We start from the raw sequence: 15319 nt of genomic DNA, 5'->3' as shown, positions 1-15319 counted from the left end.
CCTACGGATATGAATCGTTCCCAGCGTTTGCGGACAACCCGCCCCTCGTAGGAGCGAGGCTTGCCCGCGAAGAGGCCCTCACAGACACCACAAAAACCACAGGCAGAAAAAAGCCCCGACTCACAAGAGCCAGGGCTTTCGGTTGAAGCGCTACAACGACTTAGCCGTTGAACACGTCATCCACGCTTTTCAGCGGGTAGTTCTTCGGATACGGCAGGGTCGCTACGCCGGTTTCGATGGCAGCCTTGGCCACGGCATCGGAGATCAGGGTGATCAGGCGGGCATCCATCGGCTTGGGAATGATGTACTCACGACCGAATTCCAGCTTGATGCCACCGTAGGCGTCACACACTTCCTGAGGAACGGGCAGTTTGGCCAGTTCACGCAGGGCGTTGGCCGCTGCTACCTTCATTTCTTCGTTGATGCGCTTGGCGCGAACGTCCAGGGCACCGCGGAAGATGAACGGGAAGCCCAGTACGTTGTTGACCTGGTTCGGGTAGTCCGAACGGCCGGTCGCCATGATCACGTCGTCACGGGTGGCGTGAGCCAGTTCCGGAGAGATTTCCGGATCAGGGTTCGAGCACGCGAACACGATCGGGTTGGCCGCCATGGATTTGAGGCCTTCAGCGCTCAACAGGTTCGGGCCGGACAGGCCAACGAACACGTCTGCACCGGTCAGGGCGTCAGCCAGGGTGCGCTTGTCGGTCGCGTGAGCGAAGACAGCCTTGTACTGGTTCAGGTCGTCACGGCCGGAGTGGATCACGCCGGTACGGTCAACCATGAAGATGTTTTCGATGTTGGCGCCCATGCTCACCAGCAATTTCATGCAGGAGATGGCGGCCGCACCGGCGCCCAGGCAGACGATCTTGGCGTCAGCCAGGGTTTTGCCAGCGATTTCCAGGGCATTGATCATGCCGGCCGCGGTAACGATCGCGGTGCCGTGCTGGTCATCGTGGAACACTGGAATGTCGCACTGCTCGATCAGAGCGCGCTCGATCTCAAAGCACTCAGGTGCCTTGATGTCTTCCAGGTTGATGCCACCGAAGGTGATGGAGATACGCTTGACGGTGTCGATGAAGGCTTGCGGGCTTTCGGAGTCGACTTCGATATCGAAAACGTCGATGCCGGCAAAGCGCTTGAACAGCACGCCTTTCCCTTCCATGACAGGCTTGGAAGCCAGTGGGCCAAGGTTACCCAGGCCAAGAATCGCGGTGCCATCGGAAATGACTGCAACCAGGTTGCCTTTGCCGGTGTATTTGTAGGCCAGTTCAGGATCGCGGGCGATTTCGCGTACTGGTTCGGCTACGCCGGGGCTGTAGGCCAGCGACAGATCGCGGGCGGTAGCGGTGGCCTTGGTGAGCTCGACACTCAGCTTCCCTGGACGAGGATGGGCGTGATATTCGAGAGCGGCAGTTTTCAAATCAGACATGTGGGCATTCCGCTTTTACTGTTGGACAGACGGACCGCCGAGGATACGCGTGTCGCAAAGTCCCCACAAGACTGACCAGTCACCCCTGTCAAGCGCCCTGCCTTACGACTTTGGGCCAAGAGCCCCGGAACACAAGGGATGGACTGTTCACAATCAAAAGAAAAAATGTCTACAATTTTTCTCAACGTACCACTTGCAGCATCGCCGGATCGGTCAACGGCAGAAGCCAGCGCGCCTGCCCGGGTTGCAAACCACCGCGGCGCGATCGATCCACCACCCAGCCACGCGCCTCAATCTGCTTGCCCTTCAGTCGCTCAAGCGATGCCACATCGAATTGCCCGAGCAAATTGGGTGCAACACGCAATACAACCGAGTCCTGCAACTCAATCCAAACCCCGCCGCGATTGCGCTGAACCTTGCTCACACGACCACTGAGCACAGCGAAACCGGAGGCGTTGATCTGCTCCGCTTTCAGTACAGGTGATTGCCGCCACAGACCAAGACCGGCCTGGCGGGCACTGCGTTCGGCAGCTTGCTGGCAGCCGACCAATTCGACATTCGGCGCGACCGCCACTTGAAAACCGAGGCCCTCGGCGAGCATCTGCGCTTCGAAGTTGGCGCCATCCGCACCGTAGACATGGGCCAGCGTGCGACCGTAATGGTCCTTGCTCTCCTTACCCGGCAGCAAACTCACGCGTCCGTTGCTGGCGTCCACCAGCGCTTCCAGGCGTTTGCGCGCGATGACAGCAAACGGCTCGTCGGAACGGCCCTGTTTGCCCAGCTCAGGCGTGTTCAAGCCGATCATGCGCACGCTGCGGCCATCGCTGAGGCGCAAAGTGTCGCCATCCACCACACGTTGTACTGCGACGGGCGTCAGGCCGCTCGGCACCGGGCAGAAGGCCTGGGCGCCGGACAACCAAAACGCAGACATAAAAAAGGCGCCCGCGAGGGACGCCTTTTTCATTAGCAAGGTAAAGCCCATCAGGCCTTCGAACCTTACTCTGCTGCAGCAGGTTTCTTGCCGAAAGCACCGAAACGGTCTGCGAAGCGCTGAACGCGGCCGCCAGTGTCCAGAGTCTTCTGCTTACCGGTGTAGAACGGGTGGCACTCGTTGCAAACGTCGATCGGCAGAGCTTTGCCGAAGGTCGAACGAGTTTCGAACTTGTTGCCACAGCTGCAAGTAACAGCAATGACTGGATAATCTGGATGGATTTCAGCTTTCATGGTGTCTTCCTCGGGCTGCGTGCCGCCACCCAACACTATTGTTGAATACCGCACGTAATTAGGCCGCGGATTCTATCAGACATTGACAATCGCGCAAGCTGTCGCTTCTACCGACCGTCTGCTAGGCTCCCGGTCCAAAGCGCCGTCCCACAGGGATTGCGCCCGCGCTTCATTTATCGCCCGCCCAAAGAGAATCCCCCGCGTGCCCGACGCCATTTTGCGCCTCGCCCTGCCTTCGCCGCTGCGCCGCCTGTTCGATTACCGCGCCCCGGCCGGCGTTCTGCGCGCCCAGTTGCAACCGGGCATGCGCCTGCGGGTGCCGTTCGGCCGCCGGGAGATGATCGGGATTCTGGTGGAGGTCACCGACACCAGCGAAGTGCCAGTAGAAAAGCTCAAACCGGCCCTGGCCCTGCTCGACGCCACGCCGCCGTTGCCACCAGCGCTGTTCAAGTTGTGCCTGTGGACCTCGCAGTATTACCAGCACAGCCTCGGCGACACCTTGAGTTGGGCGCTGCCAGTGTTGTTGCGCCAAGGCGAACTGGCCGAGGCGCGCCAGGAACGCTTCTGGTCCGCCGCACCCGGCGCCAGCCTTGATGATCCGCGCATCGCCCGTGCGCCACGCCAGCGCGAAGCCCTGGCGACATTGGCCCAGCACCCTCACGGCGTCGCCCATCAGTTATTGAGCAAACTGATGCTGAGCAAGGACAGCCTCGATTTATTGCTGGCCAAGGATCTGGTGCAGGTGGAAATCCGCAAGCACGCCCCCGGTGCCCGCCACGAACACTGGCTGGCGCAACCGGAGCTGCCGCTCAACCCTGAGCAGCGCGCCGCGTATGAAGCGATACGCGCCGGGTTCGACAGTTATCACGCGTTCCTGCTGGCCGGCGTCACCGGCAGCGGCAAGACCGAAGTCTATTTGCAGCTGATTCGCGAAACCCTCGAGGCCGGCAAGCAAGCGTTGGTGTTGATCCCGGAGATCAACCTCGGCCCGCAGACCCTGGCGCGCTTCGAGCAGCGTTTTAATGCGCGCATCGCCCTGATTCACTCTGCGGTCAATGATCGCGAGCGCCTCGAAGCCTGGCTCGCCGCCCGGGACGGTGACGCCGACATCATTATCGGCACCCGCTCGGCGCTGTTCACGCCGATGAAAAATCCCGGCCTGATCATCATCGACGAAGAGCACGACGGCTCCTATAAACAGCAGGAAGGCTTGCGCTATCACGCCCGCGATCTGGCGTTGGTGCGCGCGCGGCAGGAAAACATCCCGATTGTCCTCGGCTCCGCCACGCCTTCGCTGGAAAGCCTGCACAACGCCTACACCGGTCGGTACGGTCTACTACGACTAAACGAGCGTGCTGGTGGCGCCAAGCAACCGCGATTCCTGCGCCTGGACGTAAAAAGCCGTCCGCTGGACAGCGGTATTTCCGGGCCAATGCAGCAAGCAATCGGCCAGACCCTGGCGGCTGGCCAGCAAGTGCTGGTTTTTCTCAATCGTCGCGGTTTTGCGCCGACGCTGCTTTGCCACGATTGCGGCTGGATGTCCGAGTGTCAGCGCTGCGATGCGCGAATGACCGTGCACCAGCGCTCCGGTGAACTGCGCTGCCACCATTGCGGCTACGTCGAGCGCGTACCTCGGCACTGCCCGAAATGCGGTAAGGTCGATTTGCGCCCGGTGGGTGCCGGCACTGAGCGTGCGGAAGAACGCTTGGCGATTCTATTTCCGGACGTCCCGGTGCTGCGGGTCGACCGCGACAGCACGTCGCGCAAAGACGCGATGAATCAACTGTTCGCCACCATCCAGAAAGGCCAGCCGTGCATACTGGTCGGCACGCAAATGCTTGCCAAAGGGCACCACTTTCCACGGGTAACCCTGGTGTCGATCCTCGATGCCGATGGCGGGCTGTTCTCCGGCGACTTCCGCGCCAGCGAGCGCATGGCGCAGCTGATCGTTCAGGTTGCAGGCCGTGCCGGGCGAGCCGAAGAGCCGGGCAAGGTGATTATCCAGACGCACCTGGCCGATCATCCGCTGCTGGTGCAATTGACCGAACAAGGCTATTTCGCCTTTGCTGAACAGGCTTTGAGTGAGCGTCGCTCTGCGGGATTGCCGCCGTTTGCGCATTTGGCGTTGCTGCGGGCCGAAGCGCACAAACCGGGGCAGGCCGAAGGTTTTCTCGATGAGGCGTGCAGCGAGGCCGAGCGTTTGTTGGCTGAGCAGAATCTGACCGGGATTGAGCTGCTCGGCCCGGTACCGGCGCCGATGGAACGTCGCGCAGGACGCTATCGTGCGCAGTTGTTGTTGCAGGCCACGGCCCGGGCACCGCTTCACCGGCTGTTGAGCAGTTGGTTGCTGATGCTGGAGCAGATGCCGAGTGGGCGGGCGGTGCGTTGGTCTCTCGATGTCGATCCCGTGGATTTGTATTGATTGGTAGATCGCCATCGCGAGCAGGCTCGCTCCCACATTGGATCTGTGTGTACCGCTAACCCTGTGGGAGCGGGTTTGCCCGCGAAGGCTGACTATTTGTCACCACATATCCATAACCTGCCCTCTATAGTTGGCAAGCACGTCTGGGCAACGGATAATGCCCAGTTTTTCCACTAGCGCATCCAGGCGCCGCCGCGCTTGCGGTCGAAAGAGAACACCATGAAAGACACCATTCGCCAGCTGATCCAACAAGCCATCACCCAACTCGTCAACGAAGGTGTGTTGCCTGAAGGCCTGTCGCCGGCGATCCAGGTGGAAAACTCCCGTGACAAGAAGAACGGCGACTTCGCCAGCAACATCGCCATGATGCTGGCCAAACCGGCGGGCATGAAGCCGCGTGATCTGGCGGAAAAAATCATCGCCGCGCTGCCGGCTGATGAAAACGTCACCAAGACCGAAATCGCCGGCCCGGGCTTCCTGAACTTTTTCCAGAACACCGATGCCCTGGCCACTCGCCTGGACGCCGCCCTGGCCGATGAGCACATCGGCGTGCGCAAGGCCGGCCCGGTACAACGCACCGTCGTCGACCTGTCGGCCCCGAACCTGGCCAAAGAGATGCACGTCGGCCACTTGCGTTCGACCATCATCGGCGACGGCGTGGCGCGCGTTCTGGAGTTCCTCGGCGACGACGTCGTCCGTCAGAACCACGTCGGCGACTGGGGCACCCAGTTCGGCATGCTGATGGCGTACCTGCAGGAAAACCCGATCACCAGCGACGAACTGTCGGACCTGGAAAACTTCTACCGCGCCGCCAAGCAACGCTTCGACGAATCCGAAGAGTTCGCCGATCGCGCCCGTGGCCTGGTGGTCAAGCTGCAAGCCGGCGACCCGGACTGCCTGGCGCTGTGGACCAAGTTCAAAGACATCTCCCTGTCGCACTGCCAGAAAATCTACGAGCTGCTGAACGTCAAACTGACCATGGCCGACGTGATGGGCGAAAGCGCCTATAACGACGACCTGATCAACGTGGTCAACGACCTCAAGGCTGCGGGCATGCTGGTCGAGAGTAATGGCGCGCAGTGCGTGTTCCTCGACGAATTCAAGAATGCCGACGGCGACCCGCTGCCGGTGATCATCGTCAAGGCCGATGGCGGCTACCTCTACGCCACCACCGACCTGGCGGCCGTGCGTTATCGCAGCGGCAAGCTCAAGGCTGACCGCGCGCTGTACTTCGTCGACCAGCGTCAGGCATTGCACTTCCAGCAAGTGTTCGCGGTCGCCCGCAAGGCCGGCTTCGTGACGCACCCGATGGAAATGGAACACATGGGCTTCGGCACCATGAACGGCGCCGATGGCCGTCCGTTCAAGACCCGTGATGGCGGCACCGTGAAGCTGATCGACCTGCTGACCGAAGCCCAGGAGCGCGCCTACACCCTGGTGAAGGACAAGAACCCGGAGTTGGCCGAAGACGAATTGCGCAACATCGCCAGAGTCGTGGGCATTGGCGCGGTGAAATACGCCGACCTGTCCAAGCACCGCACCAGCGACTACAGCTTCAACTTCGACCAGATGCTGAACTTCGAAGGCAACACCGCGCCGTACCTGCTGTACGCCTACACCCGCGTGGCCGGTGTGTTCCGCAAACTTGGCAAGGATTTCAGCGAAGTCGAAGGCCAGATCGTTCTCGAAGCCGCCCACGAACACGAGCTGGCAGCCAAGCTCGCGCAGTTCGGCGAAGTGTTGAACAACGTTTCCGACAAAGGCACGCCGCACATCCTGTGCACCTACCTGTACGATGTCGCCGGCCTGTTCTCCAGTTTCTATGAGAATTGCCCGATCCTCAGCGCCGACACCCCGGCGCAAATGCAGAGCCGTCTGCGCCTCGCCGCGCTGACCGGCCGCACTCTCAAGCAAGGCCTGGAACTCTTGGGTCTGGAAACTCTGGAGCGTATGTAAGTTGGCTGCCAAGAAAAAACCTGCACCCAAGCGTGGCGCCAGCCGTTACCAAGCTCCTGCAAAGCAACCGATCCCGGGCTGGCTGTGGATGGCGATCGGCCTGACGGTCGGCGCGTTCATTGTGTTCCTGATGAAACTGGAACCGGGCAAGGGCAGCGAGAGCGTCAAGCGCGAGAAGATCGAACAGCAGAAAGCCACCAAAATCGCCGAGGCCAACAAGACCCCGCCGAGCCCGACGCAACCGGTGAAGCCGAAGTACGACTTCTATACCTTGCTGCCGGAATCGGAAGTCATCGTGCCGCCGGATGCCGTGCCGGAGAAAACTCTGCCGACGCCACAAGTGCCGGCGGTTCCGACCACGCCGGTCACACCGGAGCAAGCGGCGAAGATCGACACCGCGCGCGCTCAGGCCGCACTGGCCGGAATCACTCCGCCACCTGCGCCACCAGTGTCCAAAGCCGCACCGGTGACCAAGTTCTTCCTCCAGGCCGGTTCGTTCCGCAAAGAGGCTGACGCGGACAAGGTTCGGGCGCAGATCATTTTGCTGGGGCAGGCAGTGGCGGTTGAATCCGGTACCGTGAAGGACGAGACCTGGTTTCGGGTATTGGTCGGACCGTTCAGCAACCGCGAACAGCTGACCACGGCGCAGAAACAACTGGCCGGCGCCGGTTTCAGCAACCTGTTGTTACAACAACGCCAGAACCGCTGATTTCCTCAGCGGCACCGCGTTATCGTTCTTCGCGGGCAAGCCTCGCTCCTACAGGGAATGCACCGTTCACGATATTGTGAACGCCGTAAAATGCACCGTTCGCCGTACGTGTGAACGGTGCATTACCTGTAGGAGCGAGGCTTGCCCGCGAAGGCGCCAGAACAAACAACACACCCTTCCCTGCCAGACACCGCTCGTCCCCTATCCCGCCCCGCAGTTGAAAAACCCATCACCACCCCCATATGAGTTGGCATAAGGCATTTTCGCCCCGCTGCGTGGAGACTCTCCCTTGACCACCATCGTTTCAGTTCGCCGCCACGGCAAAGTCGTCATGGGCGGCGACGGCCAGGTTTCTCTTGGCAATACCGTGATGAAAGGCAACGCGAAGAAAGTTCGTCGCCTGTACCACGGTCAGGTGATCGCCGGTTTTGCCGGGGCCACCGCTGACGCCTTCACCCTCTTCGAGCGTTTCGAAGGCCAGCTTGAGAAACATCAGGGCCACCTGGTTCGCGCTGCGGTCGAACTCGCCAAAGAATGGCGCACTGACCGCTCCCTCAGCCGCCTCGAAGCCATGCTCGCGGTCGCCAACAAAGACGCCTCCCTGATCATCACCGGCAACGGCGACGTGGTCGAACCCGAAGAAGGCTTGATCGCCATGGGTTCCGGTGGCGGTTACGCCCAGGCCGCCGCCAGCGCGCTGCTGAAGAAAACCGATCTGTCGGCTCGCGAAATCGTCGAAACCGCGCTCGGTATCGCCGGCGACATCTGCGTATTCACCAACCACACCTTCACCATTGAGGAGCAGGACCTCGCCGAGTAAGCCTGTTTCGGCCTTGCGCCACGGCTCACTTTTGCTTGAGGACCGCCAATTACTATGTCCATGACTCCCCGTGAAATCGTCCACGAACTCAATCGCCATATCATCGGCCAGGACGATGCCAAGCGCGCCGTCGCCATCGCGCTGCGTAACCGCTGGCGCCGGATGCAGCTGCCCGAAGAGCTGCGCGTTGAAGTAACGCCCAAGAACATCCTGATGATCGGCCCGACCGGTGTCGGTAAAACCGAGATCGCCCGTCGCTTGGCCAAGCTTGCCAACGCGCCGTTCATCAAAGTCGAAGCGACCAAATTCACCGAAGTCGGCTACGTCGGTCGCGACGTTGAATCGATCATTCGTGACCTGGCTGACGCAGCGATCAAGTTGCTGCGCGAACAGGAAATGACCAAGGTTCGCCACCGCGCCGAAGACGCCGCTGAAGAGCGCATCCTCGACGCCCTGCTGCCACCGGCACGCATGGGCTTCAACAATGACGACGCCCCGTCGGCCGACTCCAACACCCGCCAGCTGTTCCGCAAGCGCCTGCGTGAAGGTCAGCTGGATGACAAGGAGATCGAAATCGAAGTCGCCGAAATGGCCGGCGTCGATATCTCCGCGCCACCGGGCATGGAAGAAATGACCAACCAGTTGCAGAGCCTGTTTGCCAACATGGGCAAGGGCAAAAAGAAAAACCGCAAGATCAAGGTCAAGGAAGCGCTGAAACTGGTGCGTGACGAAGAAGCCAGCCGCCTGGTCAACGATGAAGAGTTGAAGGCCAAGGCGCTGGAAGCGGTCGAACAGCACGGCATCGTGTTCATCGATGAAATCGACAAGGTCGCCAAGCGCGGCAATTCCGGCGGCGTCGATGTGTCCCGTGAAGGCGTGCAGCGTGACTTGCTGCCACTGATCGAAGGCTGCACCGTCAACACCAAGCTGGGCATGGTCAAGACCGACCACATCCTGTTCATCGCCTCCGGTGCGTTCCACTTGAGCAAGCCGAGCGACCTGGTGCCGGAGCTGCAAGGTCGTCTGCCGATTCGTGTTGAGCTGAAGGCGCTGACGCCGGAAGACTTCGAGCGCATCCTCAGCGAGCCGCACGCGTCGCTCACCGAGCAGTATTGCGCCCTGCTGAAAACCGAAGGCCTGGTCATCGAGTTCCAGCCGGACGGCATCAAGCGCATCGCCGAGATTGCCTGGCAGGTCAACGAGAAGACCGAGAACATCGGTGCCCGTCGCCTGCACACCTTGCTCGAGCGTCTGCTCGAAGAAGTGTCGTTCAGCGCTGGCGACCTGGCCAGCGCCCATGACGACAAGGTGATCCTGATCGACGCCGAGTACGTCAACAGCCACCTCGGTGAATTGGCGCAGAACGAAGACCTGTCCCGTTATATCCTGTAGGTCACATTCTGTGTGAGCGGGCTTCTGTGGCGAGGGAGCTTGCTCCCGCTGGGTCGCGAAGCGACCCCAAAATCGGTGAATGCGGTTAATCAGGAAGACCCCATTCGCCGGATTTACGACTGCTGCGCAGTCGAGCGGGAGCAAGCTCCCTCGCCACAGGATCACCCGCCAACACAGGGCCTCCATTAAGACGGACGACCGGCCCCATGACGACCCAACTCCCCACCGACATCAAACTGCACAAAGCCTCGAAAACCCTGTCGCTGAAATACGCGTCTGGCGAGGAACATCATCTGCCCGCCGAGTTCCTTCGCGTGCACTCTCCTTCCGCCGAGGTCCAGGGCCACGGCAAACCTATCCTGCAATTTGGCAAGATCGGCGTAGGCCTGACCAAGGTAGAACCGGCCGGTCAGTACGCACTGAAATTGACCTTCGACGACGGCCACGACAGCGGCCTGTTCACCTGGGAATATCTGTACCAGTTGGGCGTGCGTCAGGACGACCTTTGGAACGATTATCTTGCCGAACTGAAAGCCGCCGGCAAAACCCGCGATCCGAATGAATCCATCGTCAAGCTGATGCTCTAGGTCAGGCCTCTTGCTCTTTAGAGGGCATTTTCTAATTCCATCTGTTTGAATGCTCCGCTCCTGGGTCAATGATTGGCCCGCTTGCGAAAAAAATTAAACTCGGGTAACCAATGGAACTGGCAAGTTCCCTGCAGTGCTCTCTGCGGTAAAAAGCAGTGATGCAGAATTAACGGTCACCCGAGCAGAAGTACCTGGCATTGGCTGTGTACCTACACAGCTGGACCCTGGTACTCGTCTCAGGACAATGGAGCGTCGTAGATGAGTAACAAGAATAACGATGACTTGAAATATCAGGCCTCGGAAAATACTTTGGGGCTGAATCCTGTCGTTGGGCTGCGTGGAAAGGATCTACTGGCTTCTGCTCGAATGGTGCTCAGGCAGGCCATCCGGCAACCGGTTCATAGCGCAAGGCATGTCGCTCATTTCGGCCTTGAACTCAAGAACGTGCTGTTCGGCAAATCCGAGCTGCAACCGACCAGCGATGACCGTCGCTTCCACGATCCGGCCTGGAGCCAGAACCCGCTCTACAAACGTTATCTGCAAACTTACCTGGCGTGGCGCAAGGAACTCCACGACTGGATCGACGACAGCAACCTCGGGCCCAAGGATGTGGCACGCGGGCATTTCGTGATCAACCTCATGACCGAAGCCATGGCGCCGACCAACAGTGCGGCCAACCCTGCAGCGGTCAAACGCTTCTTCGAAACAGGTGGTAAAAGCCTGCTCGACGGCCTCTCGCATCTGGCCAAGGATCTGGTGCACAACGGCGGTATGCCGAGCCAGGTCAACATGGGTGCGTTCGAAGTCGGCAAGAGCCTGGGCGTGACCGAAGGCGCGGTGGTGTTCCGCAACGACGTGCTGGAACTGATCCAGTACCGCCCGATCACCGAGCAGGTGCACGAGCGCCCGCTGCTGGTGGTGCCGCCGCAGATCAACAAGTTCTATGTATTCGACCTGAGCCCGGACAAGAGCCTGGCGCGTTTCTGCCTGCGCAACAACGTGCAGACGTTCATCGTCAGCTGGCGCAACCCGACCAAGGAGCAGCGCGAGTGGGGTCTGTCGACCTACATCGAGGCACTCAAGGAAGCGGTCGACGTGGTCACCGCGATCACCGGCAGCAAAGACGTGAACATGCTCGGTGCCTGCTCCGGGGGTATCACCTGCACCGCGCTGCTGGGCCACTACGCCGCGATCGGCGAGAAGAAGGTCAACGCCCTCACATTGCTGGTCAGCGTGCTGGACACCACCCTGGACAGCGACGTGGCCCTGTTCGTTGACGAACAGACCCTCGAAGCCGCCAAGCGTCATTCCTATCAGGCCGGCGTGCTGGAAGGCCGCGACATGGCGAAGGTCTTCGCCTGGATGCGCCCCAACGATTTGATCTGGAACTACTGGGTCAACAACTACCTGCTGGGCAACGAGCCGCCGGTGTTCGACATTCTGTTCTGGAACAACGACACCACCCGGTTACCCGCCGCGTTCCACGGCGACCTGATCGAAATGTTCAAAAGCAACCCACTGATTCGTCCCGATGCACTGGAAGTGTGCGGTACGCCGATCGATCTGAAGCAAGTCACGGCCGACATCTTTTCCCTGGCCGGCACCAACGACCACATCACCCCGTGGAAGTCCTGCTACAAGTCGGCGCAGTTGTTCGGCGGCAAGGTTGAATTCGTGCTGTCCAGCAGCGGGCATATCCAGAGCATTCTGAACCCGCCGGGCAACCCGAAATCGCGCTACATGACCAGCACGGAGATGCCGGTCAAAGCCGAAGAATGGCAGGAGAATTCCACCAAGCACACTGACTCCTGGTGGCTGCACTGGCAGGCCTGGCAGGCCGAGCGTTCGGGCAAGCTGAAGAAATCCCCGGCGAGCCTGGGCAACAAGGCTTACCCGGCAGGCGAGTCGGCGCCAGGCACTTACGTACACGAGCGGTAACCGACACACCCCGCGCCCTCTGTAGGACGAAGCTTGCTCGCGAAAGCGGTCATTCATTCAACATGGAAGTTGACTGACTTGACGCCTTCGCGAGCAAGCTTCGCTCCTACAAGGAACCGGGATAATTCACCCACAGGGCCTGATGCATGCCGCAACCGTTCATATTCCGTACTGTCGACCTGGATGGCCAGACCCTCCGCACGGCGGTACGCCCCGGCAAGCCTCACTTGACGCCCTTGCTGATTTTCAACGGCATCGGCGCCAACCTGGAGCTGGTGTTTCCGTTTGTCGCGGCGCTGGACCCGGACCTGGAAGTCATCGCTTTCGACGTACCCGGTGTCGGCGGTTCGTCGACGCCCAACCGGCCCTACCGTTTTCCGGGGCTGGCGAAACTCACGGCACGGATGCTCGACTACCTCGACTACGGACAGGTCAACGTCATCGGCGTTTCCTGGGGTGGTGCCCTCGCCCAACAGTTCGCGTACGACTACCCCGAGCGCTGCAAGAAACTCGTGCTGGCGGCCACGGCGGCCGGTGCGGTGATGGTGCCGGGCAAACCGAAAGTGCTTTGGATGATGGCCAGCCCTCGGCGCTACATCCAGCCGTCTCACGTGATCCGCATTGCGCCGATGATCTATGGCGGTTCGTTCCGTCGCGATCCTACGCTCGCCGCTAGCCACGCAGCGAAAGTGCGTTCTGCGGGCAAGCTCGGTTACTACTGGCAGCTGTTCGCCGGGCTTGGCTGGACCAGCATTCACTGGCTGCACAAGATCCATCAGCCGACTCTGGTGCTGGCGGGCGACGACGATCCACTGATCCCGCTGATCAACATGCGCCTGCTGGCCTGGCGAATCCCCAATGCTCAGTTACACATCATCGATGACGGGCATCTGTTCCTGATTACCCGCGCCGAAGCCGTGGCACCGATCATCATGAAATTCCTCGAGGAGGAACGTCAGCGCGCCGTGATGCATCCGCATCCGACGCCATTGGGCGGTTAACCGGCCCATTGTCGGTCGGCAGGACGCCGTACCGCGCAACAACCCGTAACAGCGTCTATGGTGTTCTGGTTCGATGTGTTTGTATTTGGCCTGAATGACGAAGGAGTGTTGACACATGCGCGACAAACCACCGAGGGACTTTTTGCCCACTCCCGCCGCGTTCATCAACGCACAAAGTGCGATCACCGGCCTGCGCGGCCGGGATCTGCTGTCGACCTTGCGCAGCGTTGCCGCCCATGGCCTGCGCAACCCGGTGCACAGCGCCCGACATGCCTTGAAACTGGGCGGCCAACTGGGCCGCGTGCTGCTGGGTGAAACCCTGCACCCGACCAACCCGCAGGACAATCGCTTTGCCGACCCGGCGTGGAGTCTCAACCCGTTTTATCGCCGCAGCTTGCAGGCCTACCTGAGCTGGCAGAAGCAGGTCAAAAGCTGGATCGACGAGAGCAACATGAACCCGGACGATCGCGCTCGCGCCCACTTCGCGTTCGCCTTGCTCAATGACGCCGTGGCGCCGTCCAACACCCTGCTCAATCCGTTGGCGATCAAGGAGATCTTCAACTCCGGCGGCAACAGCCTGGTGCGCGGCATCAGCCACCTGTTCGACGACTTCCTGCACAACGACGGCCTGCCACGGCAAGTCACCAAGCACTCTTTCGAGGTCGGCAAAACGGTCGCCACCACCACCGGTTCCGTGGTGTTTCGCAATGAGCTGCTGGAGCTGATCCAGTACAAGCCGATGAGCGAAAAGCAGTATTCCAAACCGCTGCTGGTGGTGCCGCCACAGATCAACAAGTACTACATTTTCGACCTGAGCCCGCACAACAGCTTCGTCCAGTTCGCCCTGAAAAACGGCCTGCAGACGTTCATGATCAGCTGGCGCAATCCGGATGTGCGTCATCGTGAATGGGGTCTGTCGACCTATGTCGAAGCGGTGGAAGAAGCGATGAACGTCTGCCGGTCGATCACCGGTGCTCGCGAAGTCAACCTGATGGGCGCTTGCGCCGGCGGGCTGACCATCGCCGCGCTGCAAGGCCACTTGCAGGCCAAGCGGCAACTGCGTCGGGTGTCCAGCGCGACGTATCTGGTGAGCTTGCTCGACAGTCAGATGGACAGCCCGGCCACGCTTTTCGCCGACGAACAGACCCTGGAAGCGGCCAAGCGCCGCTCCTATCAGAAAGGTGTGCTGGACGGCCGCGACATGGCCAAGGTGTTCGCCTGGATGCGCCCCAACGACTTGATCTGGAGCTATTTCGTCAACAATTACCTGCTGGGCAAGGAGCCGCCAGCGTTCGACATCCTCTACTGGAACAACGACAACACGCGCCTGCCGGCGGCCTTGCATGGCGACCTGCTGGACTTCTTCAAGCACAACCCGCTGGGTCATTCGGGCGGTCTGGAAGTGTGCGGCACACCGATCGACTTGCAGAAAGTCACCGTCGACAGCTTCAGTGTGGCCGGCATGAACGACCACATCACGCCGTGGGATGCGGTGTATCGCTCGACGCTGCTGCTGGGTGGCGAGCGCCGCTTCGTGCTGTCCAATAGCGGTCATGTGCAGAGCATCCTCAACCCGCCATCGAACCCGAAAGCCAACTTCGTCGAGGGCGCGAAACTGAGCAGCGACCCACGGGCCTGGTATTACGACGCCAAGCAAGTCGACGGTAGCTGGTGGACGCAGTGGCTGGGCTGGATTCAGGAACGCTCGGGCGCGCAAAAAGAAACCCACATGACCCTCGGCAACCAGAACTATCCACCGCTGGAGGCGGCACCCGGCACTTACGTACGTGTGCGCTGACTGACAACGAACCACGGCACACGTCTGCCGTGGCATGACTCGA

At 60.6% G+C, this 15319-nt stretch carries 12 protein-coding genes; 9 read left to right on the top strand and 3 right to left on the bottom strand.

Annotation, left to right across the window (positions count from 1 at the left end; all coding sequences use genetic code 11):
* Positions 1 to 160: 160 nt before the first annotated feature.
* The 3 genes from ACA070_RS01900 to rpmE form a co-directional block, all read right to left on the bottom strand.
* Complete coding sequence (locus tag ACA070_RS01900; RefSeq protein ID WP_046031175.1) at positions 161 to 1429, bottom strand: malic enzyme-like NAD(P)-binding protein; 1269 nt, start codon at positions 1427 to 1429, stop codon at positions 161 to 163.
* Positions 1430 to 1610: 181 nt separating this feature from the next.
* Positions 1611 to 2411, bottom strand: coding sequence for a thermonuclease family protein (locus tag ACA070_RS01895; RefSeq protein ID WP_497449814.1), 801 nt, complete (start codon positions 2409 to 2411; stop codon positions 1611 to 1613).
* 14 nt (positions 2412 to 2425) lie between these two features.
* Complete coding sequence (rpmE, locus tag ACA070_RS01890; RefSeq protein ID WP_131061460.1) at positions 2426 to 2653, bottom strand: 50S ribosomal protein L31; 228 nt, start codon at positions 2651 to 2653, stop codon at positions 2426 to 2428.
* A gap of 202 nt (positions 2654 to 2855) precedes the next feature.
* Between rpmE and ACA070_RS01885 the strand changes: the two genes are divergently transcribed.
* From ACA070_RS01885 to phaC (ACA070_RS01845), 9 genes are all read left to right on the top strand, one after another.
* On the top strand, positions 2856 to 5075 hold the full coding sequence (locus tag ACA070_RS01885; RefSeq protein ID WP_497449813.1) for a primosomal protein N': 2220 nt from the start codon (positions 2856 to 2858) through the stop codon (positions 5073 to 5075).
* Positions 5076 to 5294: 219 nt separating this feature from the next.
* Positions 5295 to 7031 (top strand): arginine--tRNA ligase, encoded by a 1737-nt coding sequence (argS, locus tag ACA070_RS01880; protein WP_497449812.1) that lies wholly within the window; start codon positions 5295 to 5297, stop codon positions 7029 to 7031.
* Position 7032: 1 nt separating this feature from the next.
* Complete coding sequence (locus ACA070_RS01875; RefSeq protein ID WP_497449811.1) at positions 7033 to 7740, top strand: SPOR domain-containing protein; 708 nt, start codon at positions 7033 to 7035, stop codon at positions 7738 to 7740.
* Between the two features lie 289 nt (positions 7741 to 8029).
* On the top strand, positions 8030 to 8560 hold the full coding sequence (gene hslV / locus ACA070_RS01870) for an ATP-dependent protease subunit HslV (protein ID WP_007899242.1): 531 nt from the start codon (positions 8030 to 8032) through the stop codon (positions 8558 to 8560).
* A 54-nt stretch (positions 8561 to 8614) separates the two neighbouring features.
* On the top strand, positions 8615 to 9952 hold the full coding sequence (hslU, locus tag ACA070_RS01865) for an ATP-dependent protease ATPase subunit HslU (protein ID WP_462028929.1): 1338 nt from the start codon (positions 8615 to 8617) through the stop codon (positions 9950 to 9952).
* 206 nt (positions 9953 to 10158) lie between these two features.
* Complete coding sequence (locus ACA070_RS01860; RefSeq protein ID WP_497449810.1) at positions 10159 to 10539, top strand: gamma-butyrobetaine hydroxylase family protein; 381 nt, start codon at positions 10159 to 10161, stop codon at positions 10537 to 10539.
* 258 nt (positions 10540 to 10797) lie between these two features.
* Entirely contained in the window at positions 10798 to 12477 is a 1680-nt protein-coding gene (gene phaC / locus ACA070_RS01855) for a class II poly(R)-hydroxyalkanoic acid synthase (RefSeq protein ID WP_497449809.1), read from the top strand.
* Positions 12478 to 12623: 146 nt separating this feature from the next.
* Entirely contained in the window at positions 12624 to 13478 is an 855-nt protein-coding gene (gene phaZ / locus ACA070_RS01850) for a poly(3-hydroxyalkanoate) depolymerase (protein ID WP_497449808.1), read from the top strand.
* Positions 13479 to 13593: 115 nt separating this feature from the next.
* A complete protein-coding gene (gene phaC / locus ACA070_RS01845; protein ID WP_497449807.1) occupies positions 13594 to 15276 on the top strand; it encodes a class II poly(R)-hydroxyalkanoic acid synthase in 1683 nt (560 codons plus the stop codon).
* The last annotated feature ends 43 nt before the right edge of the window (positions 15277 to 15319 follow it).

Source organism: Pseudomonas sp. LBUM1678, from assembly GCF_059695575.1.
Note: the sequence above shows the minus strand (reverse complement) of the source record. Positions and strands in the feature narration are given on the sequence as shown.